Source organism: Amycolatopsis thermalba (assembly GCF_003385215.1).
GTDB classification, from domain to species: domain Bacteria; phylum Actinomycetota; class Actinomycetes; order Mycobacteriales; family Pseudonocardiaceae; genus Amycolatopsis_E; species Amycolatopsis_E thermalba.
Window position 1 is genome coordinate 1 of sequence record NZ_PQHW01000001.1, and the last position, 19,687, is coordinate 19,687.

17 protein-coding genes are annotated in these 19,687 nt (G+C 72.0%); 9 read left to right on the top strand and 8 right to left on the bottom strand.

Features of this window, described 5'->3' with window-relative positions:
- On the bottom strand, positions 1-204 hold a 204-nt coding region (gene mobA / locus D0D15_RS00005), incomplete at its 3' end, for a molybdenum cofactor guanylyltransferase (protein WP_162830475.1).
- A gap of 78 nt (positions 205-282) precedes the next feature.
- Here mobA and D0D15_RS00010 point away from each other — a divergent pair.
- Positions 283-1,146, top strand: a complete 864-nt coding sequence (locus D0D15_RS00010; protein WP_094002873.1) for an alpha/beta fold hydrolase — start codon at positions 283-285, stop codon at positions 1,144-1,146.
- Here D0D15_RS00010 and D0D15_RS00015 read toward each other — a convergent pair.
- Positions 1,115-2,440 carry an NlpC/P60 family protein gene (locus tag D0D15_RS00015; protein ID WP_162830478.1) on the bottom strand — a complete coding sequence of 442 codons (1,326 nt, stop codon included), beginning with the start codon at positions 2,438-2,440 and terminating at the stop codon, positions 1,115-1,117. The two genes, D0D15_RS00010 and D0D15_RS00015, sit on opposite strands and share 32 nt — an antisense overlap.
- Positions 2,441-2,619: 179 nt before the next feature.
- Between D0D15_RS00015 and D0D15_RS00020 the strand changes: the two genes are divergently transcribed.
- The 4 genes from D0D15_RS00020 (at position 2,620) to D0D15_RS00035 (ending at position 9,103) form a co-directional block, all read left to right on the top strand.
- A complete protein-coding gene (locus D0D15_RS00020; protein WP_115944117.1) occupies positions 2,620-3,060 on the top strand; it encodes a hypothetical protein in 441 nt (146 codons plus the stop codon).
- Positions 3,061-3,062: 2 nt separating this feature from the next.
- Positions 3,063-4,436 carry a flagellar basal body protein FliL gene (locus D0D15_RS00025; protein WP_233157003.1) on the top strand — a complete coding sequence of 458 codons (1,374 nt, stop codon included), beginning with the start codon at positions 3,063-3,065 and terminating at the stop codon, positions 4,434-4,436.
- 184 nt (positions 4,437-4,620) lie between these two features.
- Positions 4,621-7,434, top strand: a complete 2,814-nt coding sequence (locus tag D0D15_RS00030) for an aconitate hydratase (RefSeq protein ID WP_094002869.1) — start codon at positions 4,621-4,623, stop codon at positions 7,432-7,434.
- A 232-nt stretch (positions 7,435-7,666) separates the two neighbouring features.
- The gene (locus D0D15_RS00035; RefSeq protein WP_094002868.1) at positions 7,667-9,103 is read left to right on the top strand and encodes a DHA2 family efflux MFS transporter permease subunit; all 1,437 of its coding nucleotides are present in this window, start codon (positions 7,667-7,669) and stop codon (positions 9,101-9,103) included.
- Here the strand turns inward: D0D15_RS00035 and D0D15_RS00040 are convergent.
- Positions 9,097-9,723 (bottom strand): MBL fold metallo-hydrolase, encoded by a 627-nt coding sequence (locus D0D15_RS00040; RefSeq protein ID WP_094002867.1) that lies wholly within the window; start codon positions 9,721-9,723, stop codon positions 9,097-9,099. The genes D0D15_RS00035 and D0D15_RS00040 overlap by 7 nt on opposite strands.
- Complete coding sequence (locus D0D15_RS00045; RefSeq protein ID WP_094002866.1) at positions 9,720-10,805, bottom strand: S-(hydroxymethyl)mycothiol dehydrogenase; 1,086 nt, start codon at positions 10,803-10,805, stop codon at positions 9,720-9,722. The genes D0D15_RS00040 and D0D15_RS00045 overlap by 4 nt, the downstream gene beginning before the upstream one ends.
- Before the next feature lie 127 nt (positions 10,806-10,932).
- Between D0D15_RS00045 and D0D15_RS00050 the strand changes: the two genes are divergently transcribed.
- Entirely contained in the window at positions 10,933-12,171 is a 1,239-nt protein-coding gene (locus D0D15_RS00050) for a helix-turn-helix transcriptional regulator (protein ID WP_094002865.1), read from the top strand.
- Positions 12,172-12,496: 325 nt separating this feature from the next.
- Here the strand turns inward: D0D15_RS00050 and D0D15_RS00055 are convergent, their stop codons facing one another.
- Positions 12,497-13,144 carry a GntR family transcriptional regulator gene (locus tag D0D15_RS00055; protein ID WP_162830479.1) on the bottom strand — a complete coding sequence of 216 codons (648 nt, stop codon included), beginning with the start codon at positions 13,142-13,144 and terminating at the stop codon, positions 12,497-12,499.
- A gap of 74 nt (positions 13,145-13,218) precedes the next feature.
- Here D0D15_RS00055 and D0D15_RS00060 point away from each other — a divergent pair, with 74 nt between their 5' ends.
- From D0D15_RS00060 to D0D15_RS00070, 3 genes are all read left to right on the top strand, one after another.
- Positions 13,219-14,253, top strand: a complete 1,035-nt coding sequence (locus tag D0D15_RS00060) for a YbhB/YbcL family Raf kinase inhibitor-like protein (protein ID WP_094002826.1) — start codon at positions 13,219-13,221, stop codon at positions 14,251-14,253.
- Between the two features lie 100 nt (positions 14,254-14,353).
- Positions 14,354-16,012: a hypothetical protein gene (locus tag D0D15_RS00065; protein WP_143266124.1), complete on the top strand. Its 1,659-nt coding sequence runs from the start codon at positions 14,354-14,356 to the stop codon at positions 16,010-16,012.
- A gap of 344 nt (positions 16,013-16,356) precedes the next feature.
- Positions 16,357-16,974, top strand: coding sequence for an antibiotic biosynthesis monooxygenase (locus tag D0D15_RS00070; RefSeq protein WP_198958082.1), 618 nt, complete (start codon positions 16,357-16,359; stop codon positions 16,972-16,974).
- A 43-nt stretch (positions 16,975-17,017) separates the two neighbouring features.
- On the opposite strand, the gene D0D15_RS00075 is transcribed toward D0D15_RS00070, so the two are convergent.
- Genes D0D15_RS00075 through D0D15_RS00085 form a run of 3 tightly spaced genes read right to left on the bottom strand, consistent with a single transcriptional unit; the run spans position 17,018 to position 19,686 of the window.
- Positions 17,018-17,374 (bottom strand): universal stress protein, encoded by a 357-nt coding sequence (locus D0D15_RS00075; protein ID WP_094002823.1) that lies wholly within the window; start codon positions 17,372-17,374, stop codon positions 17,018-17,020.
- The gene (locus tag D0D15_RS00080; protein WP_115944119.1) at positions 17,374-18,810 is read right to left on the bottom strand and encodes a sugar porter family MFS transporter; all 1,437 of its coding nucleotides are present in this window, start codon (positions 18,808-18,810) and stop codon (positions 17,374-17,376) included. Before D0D15_RS00080 ends, D0D15_RS00075 begins: the two co-directional genes overlap by 1 nt.
- Before the next feature lie 15 nt (positions 18,811-18,825).
- Positions 18,826-19,686 carry a sugar phosphate isomerase/epimerase family protein gene (locus tag D0D15_RS00085; protein WP_094002821.1) on the bottom strand — a complete coding sequence of 287 codons (861 nt, stop codon included), beginning with the start codon at positions 19,684-19,686 and terminating at the stop codon, positions 18,826-18,828.
- Between the last annotated feature and the right edge of the window lies 1 nt (position 19,687).

Sequence of the window (19,687 nt, forward strand, 5' to 3'; positions counted from 1 at the left end):
CCCCGGCGGATCCTCGCGGGCCCAGCGCACCCCGGCGACCCCGTCCCGCGCCGGCCCCACCACGACGACCGGGTCGGCCCCGCCCACCGCGGCGATCACCCGGTGCAGCAAGGGTTTCCCGCCGACCACCAGCATGGGCTTGTCCACACCGGACAGACGGCGAGCGAAACCCCCCGCGAGCACGACGGCGGCCAGGTCGCTCATCAGCCCAGCCTATCCCGGCACCCAAACACTCCGCATTATTACCTATCTTCCCTCTAGAAGGGCTGTTAAGGTACCGATATGACCGTGATCTACAAGTCCGACACCGGTAAGCGGGAGATCCTCCGCCGCTACGAGCAGGCCCTCGCCGCCTGGCCCGTCCCCGCCGAGCGCCGGCACGTCCCGACCCGCGAGGGCGACACCTTCGTCCTCACCTGCGGCCCCGAAACGGCCCCGCCGCTCGTGCTGCTGCACGGCTCGGGCTCCAACGCGGCGATGTGGGCCGCCGACGTGCCGGTGTGGGCGAAGCACTTCCGCGTCCACGCCGTCGACCTGATCGGCGAACCGGGCCTGTCCGCGCCCGCGCGCCCGCCGCTGGGCTCCCCCGCCTACGCGGCCTGGCTCGACGGCGTCCTGGACCACCTGAACCTGGACCGCGTGGCCATCGCCGGGGCCTCCCTGGGCGGGTGGCTGGCCCTGGACTACGCGACGCGGCGGCCCGAGCGGGTCGAGCGGCTCGCCTTGCTGTGCCCGGGCGGCGTCGGGCGGCAGAAGATCGGATTCCTGCTCAAAGCCCTGTTCTACAAGCCGTTCGGGCAGTGGGGCACCCGCCGGTCGATCAAGGCGGTCGCCGGAGTCGACCCGCGCGAAAACCCCGAGGTCGCCGACTACCTCACGCTGATGTTCACGCACTTCCTTCCCCGCCGGGACCGGCTGCCGGTGTTCGGTGACGCGGCCCTGCGGAAGCTGACCATGCCGGTGCTGGTGATCGTCGGCGGACGCGACGCGATGTTCGACTCCCGCGACACCGCGCGGCGGATCGAGCGCGCCGTGCCGCACGCGACCGTCACCCTGCTGCCCGAGGTCGCGCACTCGATCCTCGGACAGACCCGGCCGGTGCTGGACTTCCTGACTAGCCGACCAGACGGGTCGCGAACGGCATGATGTCGCCGTAGCGCACCCGGGTGACCCGCACGGTCAGCCCGGACTGCGGCGCCTCGATCATCATCCCGTTGCCGAGGTACAGCGCCACGTGGTGGATGCCGCTGCGGCCCCAGAACAGCATGTCCCCGCGCCGCATCTGCGCCAGCGGCACGCGCCGCCCGGACGTGTACTGGTAGCCGCTGTAGTGCGGCAGCGACTTCACCCCGGCGAAGGCGTAGATCATCAGCCCGGAGCAGTCGAACCCGACCTTGCGGTAGTCGCCGTAGGCGTCGGCCACGCCGCCGTCCCGGATGCCGCGCGTGGGGCCGTAGGCGTTGCCGCCGCCCCACGCGTAAGGCATCCCGAGCTGCGACATGGCCCGCGCGATCACCCGCTCGATGACCTGCGACGACGACCCGGACACGGCCGGCGCCGGGGCCGGACGGCCACCCCCGCCCGACGACGCGGACGAGGAGGACGACGACGACGCGTTCGCCGCGGCCAGCGCCGCCTGCCGCGCCTGCTCCTCGTCCTCGCGCTGCTTCTGCGCGAGCCAGTCCTCGTAACGCTGCCGCAGCCCCTGCAGCCCGCTGACCCGCTGCTGCGCCTGGTACAGCTGCTGCTCGACCGTCGTCTTCTGCGCGACCAGCTGCGCGTTCTGCGCGGCCTGGCTCTGCTGGGCCTGCACGGCCGCGGCCTGCGCGGAGTCGGCGGTGATCTTGGCCTGCGCGGCCTGGTCCTGCGCCTGCTGGGCCAGCTGCAGGGCCTGGCGGGCGGCGGCGTCCTTGTTGGACTTGTCGGTCTGCGCCTGCTGCATCATCTCCAGCGCGTTGAGCTGGCTGCCGCTGACGGCTTCCAGCAGCTGCGCGCGGGACAGGAGGTCCTTCGGGCTGGAGGCGCCCAGGTAGGCCGAGATCGACCCCATGGTGCTGCCCTGCTGGTAGCTGCTGGAGATGAACGCGTCGAGATTCGCCCGCGCCGCGTCGATCTGGGCCTGGGCGGCGTCGGCCTCGCGTTTGGCCGCGTCGGCGTCGCGCTGCGCCTGATCGGCGGCCTCCTGCGCGGCCTGCAGGTCGACCAGCGCTTTGTTGGCCTCCTCCATGCGCAGCTCGACCGTGCTCTGCAGCTCGGCGAGCCGCGACTCGGCCTCGGCGAGCTGGTTGGTCAGCTGCCCGACCTCGCCGGCCTTGGCGTTCGCGTCCTGCCGGCTCGCGCTGATCTCGGAGTCGCTCGGGTTGGGCGGCGGCGGGGGCACGGCGGTGGCCGGCCCGGTCGCGACCGACACGGCCACGAGCGCCAGTGCGCCGATCCCCATCCAGCGGCGCGCCCTCCGGCCCTGGTCACCCACGCCCTCGACTCCCTCCACGCACACGTCCCCACTGCACCCGAGACTGTGCCACCCGAGTCACTCGCAGACCAGGTGTCACACACTGCACAGCGACAACTTTCACCCCAACCGGGGATCCTCCGGACGTTCCGGTGCGTCCGAGGTGCGTGCAGAGATCGCGGATTGGCCCCGCCGTCGCCGCGCTGGGCCTGGTCCTGGTGGTGGCGGGCACGTTCCTGCCCTGGTTCCGGTCCGGGTCGGTGAGCCGGAGCAGCTACGCGGCGACCGGGCTGGCCGACCGGCTGGCGCTGCTCGACGACCCGCTCGCCGGCACGGGGCTGCGCGCGTGGGTGGCGGTTCCGGCGCTGGCGGCGGTGTGCCTGGTGCTGCTGGTCTGCGGTCTGGCGCGCACGGGCGCAACGTTGACGGCGATCCTGGCGATTACCGGGGGAACCGTCGCGCTGATCGCCACCGTCCAAGCGGGCGGAACCACGGGCGTGGTCTCCGTCTCCCTGGCCGGGCCGGTGACCACGCTGGGCGGATCCGCCCTCGCGCTGGCCGGCGCGGTCGGCACCTTCATCACGGCGAGAGCAGGTAGGACACGGTGAGCATGCCTCCCCAGGACGGTCAGTGGCCGTACCAGCAGAACCAGTACCCCCAGCAGCCGTACGGGCAGCAGCCCCCGTACCCACAGCAGCAGTACCCACAGCAGCAGTACCCGCAGCAGCCGTACACGCAGCCCTTCCAGCAGCTGCCGCCGCAGCAGCCGCCGAAGAAGGGCCGCCGCGGGCTGATCATCGGGCTGGTGGTCGCGCTGGTCGTGCTGCTCGGCGGCGGCGGTACGTGGTTCGCGCTGTCGCAGCGCGATTCGGTCGCCGCCGGTGCGGCCACCCCCACCGAGGCGGCGCGCAACCTCGCGACCGCGCTGAGCGGCAACGACGTGGTCGGCATGGTCGGCGCCCTCGCGCCGGCCGAGGCGAAGCTGCTCACCGAGCCGATCGGGCAGACCACCGACGAACTCAAGCGGCTGGGCATCCTCAAGCCGGACGCGAACCCGCAGGCCCTGACCGGCATGCAGGTCAAGGCCGAGAACCTGACCTTCGACGAGGCCGCGGCCGAGCAGGTCAACGACCACCTGACGATCACCAAGCTCACCGGCGGCACGATCACGGTGACCGCGGACCCGTCGAAGCTGCCGCTGTCGGACCGGCTGATGGAGCAGATGCCCGCCGGCGAGGGCCCGCAGACCGAGACGATCGACATCGCCGAGGAGGTCGCCGACTCCGGTGAGCCGATCCGCATCGCGACCGTGAAGGTCGACGGCGAGTGGTACCCGAGCCTGCTCTACACGATGGCCGACTACGCGCTGCGGGACGAGAACGAGCCGTGGCCGACCACCTCCATCCCGGCGCGCGGCGCGAACAGCCCGAACGAGGCCGTCAAGCAGCTCGTGCAGGCCGCGCTGGACGCCGACGTCACGCGCGTCATCGAGCTGCTGCCGCCGGACGAGATGGCCGTCCTGCACGACGCCGGCCCCGCGCTCGTCGCGGCCGCGGCCGAGGACGCCGAGCCCAGCGGCGCGAAGCTGCTCGACCTGCGGACCGAGACCTCCGCGGTGCCCGGCGGCACCCGCGCCACCGTGACCCACGTGCAGATCGAGAGCCCCGCCGGCGAGACCTACACGGTGACGAAGAAGGGCGACTGCTACGAGGCCACCGGCGAGGGCCGCACCGAGGAGCTGTGCGCCGACTTCGTCACCGACAACATCGAGAGCGAGATCGGCTCGTCGGTGCCCGAGGAGGTCACGCAGGTGCTGCGGCACCTGTCCAGCGGCATCCTGGGCCAGGGTCTCGGCGTGGTCACCACCGAGGTCGCCGGCCAGCACTACGTCAGCCCGCTGCGCACGTTCAACGAGCTGGGCCTGACCGTGCTGCGCAGCCTGCAGCCGGAGGACATCGACGCGCTGCTGCGCCTGGCGGAGTAGCGCGAAGGAGATCACACCGCCGCCTGGGCGGGTCGCGTTGAAGTCAAAAAAGGACAAGCGTACTGTTTGGGGCGTGGGAGCCTGCGCCGTCCCCGCGTCTGCGGACGCGAGCCGCGTGCGCCAGACTCGCGACAGACAGACCCGAACCGAACTGACGGCGACGACCCTGCCCAGGGAGTTAGACGTGACCGCACCAGCCAGCAAGGACAGCTTCGGCGCCCGTGACACCTTGAAGGTGGGTGACGCCTCCTACGAGGTGTTCCGCCTGGACAAGGTGTCCGGGTCCGAAAAGCTGCCCTACAGCCTGAAGATCCTGCTCGAAAACCTCCTGCGCACCGAGGACGGCGCGAACATCACCGCCGACCACATCCGCGCGCTGGGCAACTGGGACCCGGCCGCCGATCCGTCGATCGAGATCCAGTTCACCCCGGCCCGCGTGATCATGCAGGACTTCACCGGTGTCCCCTGCGTGGTCGACCTGGCCACCATGCGCGAGGCCGTCACCGACCTCGGCGGCGACCCGGACAAGGTGAACCCGCTCGCCCCGGCCGAGCTGGTCATCGACCACTCGGTGATCATCGACGTGTTCGGCCGCGCGGACGCGTTCGAGCGCAACGTCGAGATCGAGTACGAGCGCAACCGCGAGCGCTACCAGTTCCTGCGCTGGGGCCAGGGCGCCTTCGACGAGTTCAAGGTCGTCCCGCCGGGCACCGGCATCGTGCACCAGGTCAACATCGAGCACCTGGCCCGCACGGTGATGGCCCGGGGCGGCCAGGCCTACCCCGACTCGTGCGTGGGCACCGACTCGCACACCACCATGGTCAACGGCCTGGGCGTGCTGGGCTGGGGCGTCGGCGGCATCGAGGCCGAGGCCGCGATGCTGGGCCAGCCGGTGTCGATGCTGATCCCGCGCGTGGTCGGCTTCAAGCTGACCGGCGAGATCCCGGCCGGCGTGACCGCGACCGACGTGGTGCTGACGATCACCGAGATGCTGCGCCGCCACGGCGTGGTCGGCAAGTTCGTCGAGTTCTACGGCGAGTCGGTCGCGCAGGTACCGCTGGCGAACCGCGCCACCATCGGCAACATGAGCCCGGAGTTCGGCTCGACCGCGGCGATCTTCCCGATCGACGACGAGACGATCCGCTACCTCAAGCTCACCGGCCGCTCGGCCGAGCAGGTCGCGCTGGTCGAGGCCTACGCCAAGGAGCAGGGCCTGTGGCACGACCCGAGCCGCGAGGCGTCCTACTCCGAGTACCTGGAGCTGGACCTGTCGACGGTGGTGCCGTCGATCGCCGGCCCGAAGCGCCCGCAGGACCGCATCGAGCTGACCGACGCCAAGTCCGCGTTCCGCAAGTCGGTGCACGACTACGTCGAGGAGCAGCACCCGACTCCGCACACCAAGGTCGACGAGAAGGTCGAGGAGTCGTTCCCGGCCAGTGACGCGCCGAGCCTGTCCTTCGCCGACGAAGAGGCCGCGCCGGTCGTGGCCTCCGCCGCCAACGGCGCCTCGGGCCGCCCGTCCAAGCCGGTCACGGTGCGTTCGGAAGAGCGTGGCGAGTTCGTGCTGGACCACGGCGCCGTGGTGATCGCCTCGATCACCTCGTGCACCAACACCTCCAACCCGTCGGTGATGCTGGGCGCCGCCCTGCTGGCCCGCAACGCGGTGGAGAAGGGCCTGTCGGTCAAGCCGTGGGTCAAGACGTCGATGGCGCCGGGCTCGCAGGTCGTCACCGACTACTACGAGAAGGCCGGCCTGTGGCCGTACCTGGAGAAGCTGGGCTACCACCTGGTCGGCTACGGCTGCACCACCTGCATCGGCAACTCCGGCCCGCTGCCCGAGGAGATCTCGGCCGCGGTGCAGGAGAACGACCTGACGGTCGTGTCGGTGCTGTCCGGCAACCGGAACTTCGAGGGCCGCATCAACCCGGACGTCAAGATGAACTACCTGGCGTCCCCGCCGCTGGTCATCGCCTACGCGCTGGCCGGCACGATGGACTTCGACTTCGAGGAGCAGCCGCTCGGGCAGGACTCGGACGGCAACGACGTGTTCCTGCGCGACATCTGGCCGTCGCCGCAGGAGATCCAGCAGACCATCGACTCGGCGATCACGCAGGAGATGTTCACCAAGGACTACGCCGACGTGTTCGACGGCGGGGAGCGCTGGAAGTCGCTGCCCACCCCGGAGGGCAAGACCTTCGCCTGGGACCCGGAATCGACCTACGTGCGCAAGCCCCCGTACTTCGAGGGCATGCAGGCCGACCCGGAGCCGGTCACGGACATCACGGGCGCCCGCGTGCTGGCGAAGCTGGGCGACTCGGTGACCACCGACCACATCTCCCCCGCCGGTGCCATCAAGGCGGACTCGCCGGCCGGGAAGTACCTGGCCGAGCACGGGGTGGACCGCAAGGACTTCAACTCCTACGGCTCCCGGCGCGGGAACCACGAGGTGATGATCCGCGGCACCTTCGCCAACATCCGGCTGCGCAACCAGCTGCTGGACGACGTGCAGGGCGGCTACACCCGCGACTTCACGCAGGAGGGCGGCCCGCAGGCGTTCATCTACGACGCCGCGCAGAACTACGCCGAGGCCGGCATCCCGCTGGTCGTGCTCGGCGGCAAGGAGTACGGCTCGGGGTCGTCGCGGGACTGGGCCGCCAAGGGCACCCGGCTGCTCGGCGTGCGCGCCGTGATCGCCGAGTCGTTCGAGCGGATCCACCGGTCCAACCTGATCGGCATGGGGGTCATCCCGCTGCAGTTCCCGGCGGGCGAGTCGGCCTCGTCGCTGGGGCTGGACGGCACCGAGACGTTCGACTTCGAAGGCGTCACGAAGCTCAACGAGGGCGAGACGCCGCGGACGGTCAAGGTGACCGCGACGAAGCAGGACGGCACCAAGGTGGAGTTCGACGCCGTGGTCCGGATCGACACCCCGGGTGAGGCGGACTACTACCGCAACGGCGGCATCCTGCAGTACGTGCTGCGCAAGATGACCCGCGCCTGACGGTTCGCCGGCGAGAAGCGCCGCGAGTCCCCTGTGGACTCGCGGCGTTTTTTCGTCGTGCCCGGCTCCGCCGGACGGGCCGGCGGCGCTGCGGAATGCGGTGGACGTGTGGTGCGTTCGCACCGTATAAGTGGTTCGGCTGTGTTCGCCCGCCCTGCTGGGGGATGGGGTGCGGCCGTTCCGGCGGCGCCGACGCCGCGACCCCGACCACTCGTTCCTGTGAGGTGCATCCATGGCCGCCCCCGCGACCACTCCGACCGACGCCGTCCACGAGGCGCCGCCGCGGTCCGGGCTGCTCATCGGTGTCCTGGTCGTCTCCGCGTTCGTGATGATCCTGAACGAGACGATCCTCAGCGTCGCGCTGCGTGACCTCACCGCCGACCTCGCCGTCTCCACCACCACGGTGCAGTGGCTGACCAGCGGGTTCCTGCTGACCATGGCGGTGGTCATCCCGACCACCGGGTTCCTGCTCGAACGGTTCACCCCGCGCCAGGTGTTCCTCGCGTCGCTGACCCTGTTCAGCGTGGGCACCGCGATCAGCGGCCTGGCGCCGGGCTTCGGCATGCTGCTGGCCGGGCGCGTGGTGCAGGCGTGCGGCACCGCCGTGATGCTGCCGCTGCTGATGACGTCGGTGATGCGCCTGGTGCCGCCGCACAAGCGCGGCGCGACCATGGGCACGATCACCATCGTGATCGCCGTGGCCCCGGCCATCGGGCCCACCATCGGCGGCGCGGTGCTGGCGTCGCTGGGCTGGCGCTGGATGTTCTGGATCGTGCTGCCGCTGGCGCTGGCCGCACTGGCGATCGGCGCGGGCTGGTTCCGCCTGGACAGCGCCACCCGCAAGGTGCCGCTGGACATCCCGTCGGTGCTGCTGTCCGCCCTCGGGTTCGGCGGCGTGCTCTACGGCCTGGCCGGCATCGGCGAGGGCGGCGGGCACGCCCCGGTGCCGCCGTGGCTCACGATCGCCGTCGGGCTCGCCCTGCTCGCCGTGTTCACCTGGCGGCAGACCCGGCTGCAGCGCATGGACCGGGCGCTGCTGGACCTGCGGCCGTTCACCCACCGCAGCTTCGTCGTGGCGCTGGTGCTGGCCGCGCTGCTGTTCGTGTGCCTGCTCGGGGTCGCCTCGATCATGCTGCCGCTGTACCTGCAGACCGTGCTGCACACCAGCACGTTCGTCAGCGGGCTGGCGGTGCTGCCCGGCGGCCTGACGCTCGGCCTGCTCGGCCGCCCGGTCGGGGCGCTGTTCGACCGGTTCGGCGCCCGGCCGCTGGTGATCCCCGGCGCGGCGGCGCTGGCGGTGTCGATGTGGCTGTTCGTGCTGCTCGGGCCGGGGTCGCCGCTGGCCGCGGTGATCGTCATCCACGTGCTGCTGATGGCGGGCCTCGGCTTCATGATGACCCCGCTGATGACCGAGGCGCTGGGTGTGCTGCCGGACCACCTGTACTCGCACGGCAGCGCGATCCTGGCGACCGTGCAGCAGGTCGCGGGCGCGTTCGGCACCGCGGTGTTCGTCAGCGTGGCCACGCTCGGCAGCGCCGACCCGGCCGGCACGCCCGACGCCACCGGCCTGCGCACGGCGTTCCTGGTGGCCGGTGTCGTCGGGGTGCTCGCCCTGGTGACCGCGTTGTTCGTCCGCAAGCCCGCCCCGGCGGAGCCCGTGGCTCAGTAGCCGCGGGCGATCCACTCCGCCAGGTGCGGGGCTTCGGCGCCGATGGTGGTGCCGTCGCCGTGGCCGGTGTGCACGCGGGTGTCCTCGGGCAGGCTGAACAGCCGCTCCCGGATCGAGCCGATGATCGTCGGGAAGTCGGAGAACGAGCGGCCCGTGGCGCCCGGCCCGCCGGCGAACAGGGTGTCGCCGGTGAACAGCGCCTTCGCCTCGGGCAGGTGCAGGCACACCGAACCGGGCGAGTGGCCCGGCGTGTGGAGCAGCTCGATCTCGGTGCCGGCGACGGCGACGCGCTGACCGTCGTCGGCCTTCCAGAACGCCTGCCCGGCGTGGGTCATGTCCCACAGCTGCTGGTCGGCCGGGTGCAGGATCACCGGCGCGTACAGCTGCTCGCCCAGCTGCGGGGCGAAGGTGACGTGGTCGTTGTGGCCGTGGGTGCAGATCACCGCGACCACCTTGCGCCCGGCCACGGCCTCCACGATCGGCTTGTCGTCGTGGGCGGCGTCGACCACCACCACCTCGTGGTCGTCGCCGATCAGCCAGACGTTGTTGTCGACCTCCCAGCTGCCGCCGTCGAGTTCGAAGACGCCGGAGGTGACGACCCGGTCGATGCGGAAGCTCACCAGACCACCACCGAGCGCAGCACTTCACCGGCGTGCATCGTGTGGAAGGCCTTCTCGACGTCGTCCAGCGCGATGCGCTCGGTGACGAACCTGTCCAGCGGCAGCCTGCCCTGCAGGTACAGGTCGATCAGCACCGGGAAGTCGCGCTCGGGCAGGCAGTCGCCGTACCAGGACGACTTCAGCGCGCCGCCGCGGGAAAAGAAGTCGAGCAGCGGCATCTCCAGCCGCATGTCCGGGGTCGGCACGCCGACCAGCACCACCGTGCCCGCGAGGTCGCGCGCGTAGAAGGCCTGCTTCCAGGTTTCCGGGCGGCCCACCGCGTCGATAACGACGTCGGCGCCGAACCCGCCGGTCAGGGCCTGGACCGCCTCGACGACGTCGGCGTCGGTGGCGTTGACCGTGTGCGTGGCGCCCAGTTCGACCGCCCAGTCGAGCTTCTTCGCGTCCCGGTCCACCGCGATGATCTTGCTGGCCCCGGCCAGGCGGGCCCCGGCGATGGCGGCGTCGCCGACGCCGCCGCAGCCGATGACCGCGACGGAGTCGCCGCGGCTCACCGCGCCGGTGTTGACCGCCGCGCCCAGGCCGGCCATGACGCCGCAGCCGAGCAGCCCGGCGACCGCGGGGTCGGCGGCGGGGTCGACCTTGGTGCACTGCCCCGCGTGCACGAGCGTCTTGTCCGCGAACGCGCCGATGCCCAGCGCCGGGGTCAGCTCGGTGCCGTCGGTCAGCGTCATCTTCTGGGTGGCGTTGAAGGTGCTGAAGCAGTACTGCGGGCGGCCGCGCTTGCAGGCGCGGCACTGGCCGCACACGGCGCGCCAGTTGAGGACGACGTAGTCGCCCGGCTGGACGGAGTCGACGCCCTCGCCGACGCTTTCGACGGTGCCGGCGGCCTCGTGGCCGAGCAGGAACGGGAACTCGTCGTTGATGCCGCCCTCGCGGTAGGTCAGGTCGGTGTGGCACACCCCGCACGCGGCGATCGCGACCACGACCTCACCGGGGCCGGGATCGGGGATCACGATGTCGGTGAGCTCGACCGGAGCTCCCTTCGAGCGGGCGATCACGCCGCGGACCGTCTGTGGCATCGGCTGTTCCTTTCGGTGGAGAAGCATGCGCGGTGACGCATACCGTTGGCGACGGTAACCCCGATGAGCGCCGGCGCGACCTGGCCGTCGGACCAGTAAAACCTCGACCTCCGGCTAGAGTGGCCGGATGGATGCCGTGTCGGGTCTGGTGGCGCTGCGGGAGGTCGTGGACGGGCCGTTGCACGAGATCGCCCGGCGCCTGTCGCGGTTGCTGTCCGAGCGGTGGCCGCACACCGCGCTGGTCATCTTCACCCGGGAGTGCACCGGGCGGCCGCGGAAGGTGGCCGGCGCGACGGAGATGATCAACAAGGTCACCATCGGCGAGCTGGAGGCGCTGAAGGCGGCGGTCGAGCCCGGCCGTCCGGTGAGCACGACCGCGTCGATCGCGGGCGCGGCGCGGACGGTGTGGGTGGTGCGCGATCCGGCCGGCACACTGCTGGTGCTGGTCCCCCGCGCGGCGCGGCGTCGGCTGCCCGAGCCGGAGCTGCTGGCCGCGATCTTCGGCCTGGTGGTGACGTCGATCAGCCAGCAGGTCGCCCAGGCCAGCCCGGACTACCTGGCCGAGTCGCGCGCGGCCTCCAGCGAGCGGGAGCGGACGATCGCCGAGCTGGCGGCCGCGCACGAGGCGGCGCTGGTGACGATCCTGACCACGCTGCGGTCCAGCGCGCTGGACGACGGCCGTGCCCGGCTGGCGGCGGCGGACTCGGCGTCGGCGGCGCTGCTGGCGTTGCGGTCGGCGCAGAAGTCGGAGCAGGCGCTGTCCGAGGAGCCGGCGCCGGAGGCGTTCGCCCGGCTGCGGGAGGACATCCGGCGGATGCTGCGCCACCACGAGGCGCCGATCGAGTTCGTCGCCCCGGCCGGCGGGTCGCTGCCGGGCGAGATCGCCTACGCCGCCCGGGCGATGACGCGGACCGCGGTGCTGGCGTTCACCGCCCAGCCCGGGCTGGCGCGGCTGCGGATCGCCTGGTCCGGCGACGGTTCGGGGCTGGTGGTCGACGTGCGGGACCAGGGGTCCGGGGAGCTGGACGCCGAGGGGCTGCGCCGCGGCCTGCAGGGCCGGGCGCGCACGCTGGGCGCCACGGTGGACATCGACGCCGCCCCGGGCTGGGGAAGCCGCGTCACGATCTCGCTGCCGCTCGCCCCGCCGGCCGAGTCCTCGGGCGAGACGCGGCTGACGAACCTCAACCGCCGCGAGCGGGAGGTGCTGACGCTGCTCGCGCAGGGCAAACGCAACAAGGCGATCGCGGCGGAGCTGGGCGTCACCGAGAGCACGGTGAAGTTCCACGTCACCGGGGTGCTGCAGAAGCTGGAGGTGAGCTCCCGCGGCGAGGCGGCGGCGCTGGCGCTGAGCGCGGGCTTGAAGTAACGCCCGCCGCGCCCGCCGGGGCGCGGTTTCCTCAGCCTCCGCCAGCAGGGTCGTCGAGCGCGGCCGCGGCGTCGCGGGCGAGCGCGGGACTGAAGCAAAACCCACCGCGTCCGCCGGGGCGCGGTTTCCTCAGCCTCCGCCAGCAGGGTCGTCGAGCGCGGCCGCGGCGTCGCGGGCGAGCGCGGGACTGAAGCAAAACCCACCGCGTCCGCCGGGGCGCGGTTTCCTCAGCCTCCGCCAGCAGGGTCGTCGAGCGCGGCCGCGGCGTCGCGGGCGAGCGCGGGACTGAAGCAAAACCCACCGCGTCCGCCGGGGCGCGGTTTCCTCAGCCTCCCCTGGCCGAGTCGTGGAGCGCGGCCGCGGTCAGGGTGAGGTGCTGCACCAGCGCCTCGGCCGCGGCGTCCGCGTCACGGGCGAGCGCGGTCTCCTCCAGCCGGCGGTGTTCGTCGCCGCCGTCGCGGCCGGGGGTGCGCCTCGCCGCCCACCGCCGGGCCAGTTCGCTCGCGGTCCACATCCGGTCGAACGTCTCCAGCAGCACGGGATTGCCGCATCCCTCCAGCAGGGTCCGGTGGAAGACCCGGTGGGCTTCGGACCATTCCTCGCTGTAGTACTCGCCGTCGCCCGGCAGGTACGCCGGGGTGCGGGCGAGACGGTGGTGAGCGGCACGCACGCGGGCTTCCCAGTCGACGTCGCCGCGCTCGATGGACAGGCGCAGCACGACCGGTTCGACGGTCCGGCGGGCCTCGGCGATCTCCTGCCACCGCCGGTCGGAGAAGGCCGGGACGGCGAAACCCCGGTTGGGCAGCCGGTCGGCGAGACCGTCGCCGACGACCCGCACGAGCGCCTCGCGCACGACGGCCAGGCTCACGCCCTGCTCGGCGGCCAGCTCGTGCGGTTTGAGGGCCGCCCCGGGGGTGTAGTCGCCACGCATGATCGCCTCCCGCAGGCGGACGTACACCTGCTCGGACAGCATCTGCTTCCCCGCGCTCATGGACCGACTATAGATGACCGAGCTAATAATCGATTATTTGCGCTATCATCGATCACATGGCAACCGATGCGATCACCAACGACCCCTTCGCCCGCCTGCCCGGGGCAGCCTCCTTCACCGTCACCAGCACCACCGTCGCCGACGGCGCCGCCTGGCCACCCGCGCAGCTCTCCGCCGACCTCCCCGGCGGCCAGGACATCTCCCCGCAGCTGTCCTGGAGCGGCGCCCCCGAAGGCACCAAGAGCTACGCCGTCACCGTCTACGACCCCGACGCCCCCACCGGGTCCGGGTTCTGGCACTGGGCGGTCGCCGACATCCCGGCGGCGGTGACCGAGCTGCCCGAGGGGGCCGGGGACGACACCGGTCAGGGCTTGCCCGCGGGCGCGTTCCAGCTGCCCAACGACGCCCGGGTGGCCCGCTTCCTCGGCGCGGCCCCGCCCGCCGGGCACGGACCGCACCGCTACTTCGTCGTGGTGCACGCCCTCGACGTGGAGTCCGTCGGCGTCCCGGCCGACGCCACCCCGGCCCTGCTCGGCTTCGTGATGTCCTCGCACGTCCTCGGCCGCGCGGTCCTGGTCGCCACGGCGGAAACACCGCCGCCGGGCGGCACCACCGAGCGGATCGAGGTGTCCCGGCTCGTTCCCGCCCCCGCCGGCGCCGTCTTCGCGGTCCTGACCGACCCGAAGGGCCACGTGGACATCGACGCGTCGGGAATGCTCATGGACGCCGAAGGCGAACCGGTCCGGCGGGCCGGCGACCGGTTCGTGGTCCACATGGACCGGGACGCGCTCGGGGACGTCCCGCTGGGCAAGTACGACGTCGAGGTCGTCATCACCGCGTTCGTCCCGGACGAGGAGATCGCCTGGACCGTCGAGGGGCCGCAGCCGCCGCACGCGCGCCACGTCTACGGCTACCGGCTGGAGCCGGCCGAGGGCGGCACCCTCGTCACGTCGTACTACGACTGGTCGCAGGTCGGCGAGGAGTGGCGGCGGCGCGTCACCTTCCCGGTCGTCTCCGCGGCCGCGCTCAAGGCCACCCTCGGGATCCTCGAGCGCACGCTCCGCCGGAGGAAGGAGCGCCCGGCGACCTGAGCCGGGCACCGTCCGCAGTGGACATAGGCGGAAAACACGCACGGCCGCTGCGTCCGGTGCGTACAGTCCTCGGCAACGGCGTGACCGGAGGGGGCGGCGGATGCGTGCGATGCTGGGGGCGGCGCTGCTGGCCGTGACGCTGCTGACGGCGTGCCAGGACGACGAACCGGGTCCGAAGGAGTCGTCCGCCCCGACCCCGGCCGGCACGGACGAGACATCGGCGCCGCGGTTCGCGCCGCGGGTGTGGCTCGCCGAGGACGAGCGGTTCACCCCGATGTCGGCGACCGCGTTCATCCGCCAGTCGGTGCTGCGGTACGAGCACGACGACTGCGTGGACCCCGAACCGGTGGCCGATCCGGTCGACCCCGGCAAGCTCCGGACGAGCGACTACCGGCACCGCAAGGACGCCGATCCCGGTGTCCCGTCCCCGGCCAAGCCGGTCTTCCCCTGCGTCCGCCACTCGGGCGCGGAGGTTTCGCCGGACGCCGACGGCGGGTTCTACCTCGACGCGCCGGACGGCATCCAGCCCGACGACGCTCCCCCGCCGATGTACTGGGAACACCACCGCGCCGACGACACGCGCTCCGCCTTCGTGTACTGGTTCTTCTACGGCCGCAACGAACTCCGGCCCGCGGGCACCCCGGCCGGCAACACGCACGAGGGCGACTGGGAACGCGTGGCCGTCCAGTTGCGGCACGGCGAGCCGGTCGCGGTGACCTTCTTCGGCCACGGCGCCGACCCGTGCTCGGTGCCCTGGGCGGAGCTGGACCACGAGGACGGCCACCCGGTCGTGTACTCGGCCAGGGGATCGCACGCGTCGTACCCGTCGAAGGGCTGGCACGTCTCCGGCGCCACCTTCGACTGGACGTCGCAGGGCGATCTGTGGAACACGCAGCCCCGCGCGCTGGATGCCGAGCCGTGGTACGGCTACCGCGGCGCGTGGGGCGCCCAGTCGCTCGTGCCCGGGTTCTCCGGGCCGGCCGGCCCCTACCCGGGACGGCAGCTGGCCGACGTGTTCACCGACCGCCGCTGCGCGGTCCCCGCCCGGCTGCCGGACGGGTTCGCGGGGACCTGGGAAACCCGCGACCCGGTCGAGCAGTCCCCGGCGACGCGCCCGTACCACATGCGGGTGGTCCTGGACGGCGAGTCGAACGCGGTCGAATACCGCACGACCTGGACGGACCCCGATCCGCACCTGGCCTGCAGCGGGGTCCTCCAGCTGACCGACGCGACCGGGCAGTGGCTCGAGCTGCGCGAACGGATCCTCGAGAAGGAGGCCGGCAACTGCGTCACCGAGGGCACGGTGACGCTCCACCGGGACGGCGAGTCGCTGAAGATGACCTACACCGGCGGTGGCGTGACGGGGTCGGCCACGCTGTACCGCAAGCAGGACCGACCGCCCTCGCCACCCGCCCCGGCCGCACCCGACGGCATCCGGCGCTTCGAGGAGTTCCTGCACGCGCTGGGCCGGGAGGACATCGCGGTGGTCTGCGAGATCGCCGCCCCGGCCGCGAAGAAGGCCGAGGACCAGGGCTTCGGGCCGTGCGAGCAGACCTTCCGGATCACCTTCGAGATGATCTCGCCGGCGCAGAAGCGAGCCCTGCGCACCGCGACGGTCGACCGGGCGGCCGTCACCGAAACCACCGGCCGGATCGAGGTCCCGGCCACCGCGGTGCGCGCGGACACGCCCTTCACGGAGAACGACCTCGGCGACTACACCCTGCAGTACCTCGACGGCCAGTGGTACATCGTGGACTAGGGAGTGCCCGGTCACCGATTGAGGCTGCCGCTGCCGGATGGCATCCAGGTGGCTCGGACCGGGCCGGGCCGTCCGCGGTGCCGGCCCGAGATGGTCGTCACGGACAAGGCCCATTCGCATCCCTCGACCCGGCAGGCGATGCGGGACCGGCGAGTCCGATCCACCAGCCCTGAACGGGAGGACCAGATCGCCCGTCGCGCGGCGAAAGGTTCCCGCGCCACAGCAGGATCACTCACCGGGAGGCTCCGCAGCCACGGTTGCGCCCGCCCGGACAGCGGCGCAAGGTGGAGGGCTACCGGCGGCGCCGCCGGGACGCCGCCTCGATCGGAGAGGGGGTGGGAGGCGTGTTCGCGCGTTCCACCACAGTGCAAGCTCACCAGGACACCATCGACGCGGGCATCGCCCACCTGCGCGACGAGGTCATGCCGGAGCTGATGGCCATGCCCGGTTGTGTCGGCCTGTCGATGCTCGTCGACCGGGACTCCGGGCGCTGTATCGCCACCAGCTCGTGGGAGTCGCGGGAGGCGATGCGCGACAGCGCGGACCGGGTGCGCCCGCTGCGCGACCACGCCGCGGAGGTGATGGGCGGCAACCGCGCCCAGGTCGACGAGTGGGAGATCACGGTGCTGCACCGCACCCGCCCCGCACCCGAGGGCGCCTGCTGCCGCGTCACCTGGACCCGGTTCGACGAGCTCGAGCGCGCCATCGACACCTACCGCATCGGCCTGCTGCCCGAGCTGGAGCGCCTCGACGGGTTCTGCAGCGCCAGCCTGATGATCGACCGCGAGGCCGGCATCGCCGTGTCCTCGGTGACCTACGACAGCCACGAGAACATGGCGAGCACCCGCAACCGGGCCGACGCCCTGCGCTCGCGCGGCGCCGAGGAAGCCGGCGTGGAGATCCTGGAGGTGGCCGAGTTCGAACTGGCCCTGGCGCACCTGCGCGTCCCCGAAATGGCCTGACGGCCGCACCGGCCGGGGCACACCCGCCCCGGCCGGTGCTCCCTCACGCGGGCACCTTCACCGCCAGGACCGGCACGTCCGCGTTGAGCAGCAGGAACTGGGCGAGGCTGCCCAGCACGAGCTTGCCCACCGGGCTGCGCCGCTTCATGCCGATCACCAGCAGCTCCACCTCGTCGCGGTGGCGCTCCAGCAGGCCGAGCACGTGCTGCCCCACCTCGACGTCCGGCTCCCGGTCGAGCACGGTCGTCGCCACGTCGGCGGGCACGTGCGAGACCTCCAGCGGCGCCAGCCGCAGGTTGGCGGCCAGCAGACCGGTCCCGCGCCGCCGGGCCTCGGCGACCGCGGCGTCCAGCGCCAGCGTGCCCTCGTCCGAATCGCTCACCGCGACCAGCACCGCCATCAGACCGTCACCGTCCCCGTGTAGCGGGTGCGCAGTTCCTTCTCCAGCGTCTCCAGCGACCGGCCGCGGGTTTCCGGCACGAACCTCGCCACGAACGTGATCGCCCCGACGCCGAGCGCGGCGAACAGGAAGAACGTGCCCGAGATGTGGATGGCCTCCACCAGCAGCGGGAACAGCAGCCCGACCGCGAAGTTGGTCAGCCACAACACCAGCGCGCACAGCCCGAACCCGAACCCGCGCAGCTTGAGCGGGAAGATCTCGGACAGCATCAGCCACGTCACCGGCGAGATCGAGCCCTGCTGGAACGCCAGGAACGTCACCGTCAGGGACAGCACGACGAACGCGCGCCCGATCCCCTCCGGCAGCAGCAGCGAGAACAGCCCGATCAGCAGCAGCGCGGAGGTGGTGCCGATCTGCCCGGCGATCAGCATCGGCCTGCGGTCGACCCGCCCCAGCAGCCAGATCCCGGCGAAGGTGGCCAGCACCGAGATCACGCCGTTGGCGATGTTCGCGGTCAGCGCGCCGTTGGCGGAGAACCCGGCGTCGGTGAGGATCTGCGTGCCGTAGTACATGATCGAGTTGACGCCGGTGATCTGCTGGACGATCGCGATGCCGACCCCGGTCAGCACGAGCCGCCGGATCCACGGGGTCGCCAGGTCCGACCAGCCGCCGGTCTTGGCCTGCCGGTCCTCCAGCGCCAGCTGGCGCACCTCGGCCAGCTCGGCCTCCGCGCGCCGCCCCGACCGGACCTCCTTGAGCACCGCCAGCGCGTCGCCGAACCGTTCCCGCGAGGCCAGCCACCGCGGGCTCTCCGGCATGACCAGCATCCCGAACCACAGCACCACCGCCGGCAGCGTGGCCAGCACCAGCATCCACCGCCACACCCCGCCGCTCTCGCCGAAGGCGTTGCCGATGATCGCGTTGAAGGTGAACGCGAGCAGCTGACCGGTGACGATCATCAGCTCGTTCTGGGTGACCAGCCGGCCGCGCCGCTCGGCGGGCGAGACCTCGGCGAGGTAGGTCGGCACGGTCACCGACGCGCCGCCGACGGCCAGGCCGAGCACGAACCGCGAGAGCACCATGACCGTGGTGTCCGGCGCGAACGTGCAGCCCAGGGTGCCGACGAGGAAGATCACCGCCAGCGCCAGGATGGTGCGGCGGCGGCCGCGGCGGTCGGACAACCGCCCGCCCAGCACCGCGCCGAGCGCCGCGGCCAGCAGCAGCGAGCTCGTCACCAGGCCCTCGGTCAGCGGGGTGAGCCCGAGGTCGGCCTGCATGTAGGGCAGGGCGCCGTTGATCACGCCCGTGTCGTACCCGAACAGCAGACCGCCGAAGGTGGCGATCACCGTGACCAGGCGCAGCCGCCGCTTGTGCGGCCCCGGCTGGTCCGCGGGGAGGGTCTGCCCGGATGGTGCGTCGTCTTTGACGTGTGACATGAGGGGTGTCTTCCTCTAGGCGGCCAGTTCCTTGGTAACGCGTTCGAGCATGAAAGCGGAGGATTCGACGGCGCGTTCCTCCCAGGCGAAGACGCACACCGTGGCGACCCCGTCGAAGCCGAGTTCGCGCAGCGTGCCGAAGAAGGCGTCCCAGTCCACCTCACCCTGGCCGATGTCCAGGTGCTGGTGGACGCGCGCCGGGGTGCCCGGCGGGTTGAGGATGTAGCGCAGACCGGAGGACGCCTTGTGGTTGAAGGTGTCCGCGATGTGCACGTGCTGCAGCTTGTCGCCCGCGTAGCGCATCATCGCGGCGATGTCGCCCGCGCCGTCGGAGAGGTGGAACGTGTGCGGGGCGCAGTACAGGTAGTTCACCCACGGCTCGTTGATGGCGCGCACCAGGTCCACCGCGGGGTCGTTCAGCTCGCAGAAGTCGTCCGGGTGCGCCTCGAGGTTGAGGGCGATGCCTTCGCGTTCGAAGACCGGCAGCAGCTCCTCCATCGACCGCCAGAACGCGGCCTCGCTCTCCGCGGCCTGCTCCGGGCGGCCGTTGAACTCGGAGTTCATCAGCGGGCAGCCCAGCTCGGCGGTCACTTCGATCATCCGCTTCCAGTACCGGACCGCGGCCTGCCGCTCGGTCTCGTCGGGGCTGGACCACTTGTACAGCGGCAGCACGCTGGCCAGCCGCACACCGGTCTCGGCCAGCACGCGCTTCAGCTCGGCGACCTTGTCGTCGTCGGCGCGCGGGTGCAGGAAGAACGGCATGAAGTCGGCGCGCGGGGACAGTTCGAGGTACTCGTAGCCGATGTCGGCGACCGTGCGGACCATCTCGCGCATCGGCAGGTCGCGCAGCATGTAGGGGTCGAGTGCGATCTTCACG

Excerpts from the sequence above, each read along its gene's own strand:
- D0D15_RS00010 (WP_094002873.1), top strand. The coding sequence starts at position 283 with ATGACCGTGATCTACAAGTCCGACACCGGTAAGCGGGAGATCCTCCGC.
- D0D15_RS00015 (WP_162830478.1), bottom strand. The coding sequence starts at position 2,440 with ATGGGGATCGGCGCACTGGCGCTCGTGGCCGTGTCGGTCGCGACCGGG.
- D0D15_RS00025 (WP_233157003.1), top strand. The coding sequence starts at position 3,063 with ATGCCTCCCCAGGACGGTCAGTGGCCGTACCAGCAGAACCAGTACCCC.
- D0D15_RS00035 (WP_094002868.1), top strand. The coding sequence starts at position 7,667 with ATGGCCGCCCCCGCGACCACTCCGACCGACGCCGTCCACGAGGCGCCG.
- D0D15_RS00045 (WP_094002866.1), bottom strand. The coding sequence starts at position 10,805 with ATGCCACAGACGGTCCGCGGCGTGATCGCCCGCTCGAAGGGAGCTCCG.
- D0D15_RS00050 (WP_094002865.1), top strand. The coding sequence starts at position 10,933 with ATGGATGCCGTGTCGGGTCTGGTGGCGCTGCGGGAGGTCGTGGACGGG.
- D0D15_RS00055 (WP_162830479.1), bottom strand. The coding sequence starts at position 13,144 with ATGCTGTCCGAGCAGGTGTACGTCCGCCTGCGGGAGGCGATCATGCGT.
- D0D15_RS00060 (WP_094002826.1), top strand. The coding sequence starts at position 13,219 with ATGGCAACCGATGCGATCACCAACGACCCCTTCGCCCGCCTGCCCGGG.
- D0D15_RS00065 (WP_143266124.1), top strand. The coding sequence starts at position 14,354 with ATGCGTGCGATGCTGGGGGCGGCGCTGCTGGCCGTGACGCTGCTGACG.
- D0D15_RS00075 (WP_094002823.1), bottom strand. The coding sequence starts at position 17,374 with ATGGCGGTGCTGGTCGCGGTGAGCGATTCGGACGAGGGCACGCTGGCG.
- D0D15_RS00080 (WP_115944119.1), bottom strand. The coding sequence starts at position 18,810 with ATGTCACACGTCAAAGACGACGCACCATCCGGGCAGACCCTCCCCGCG.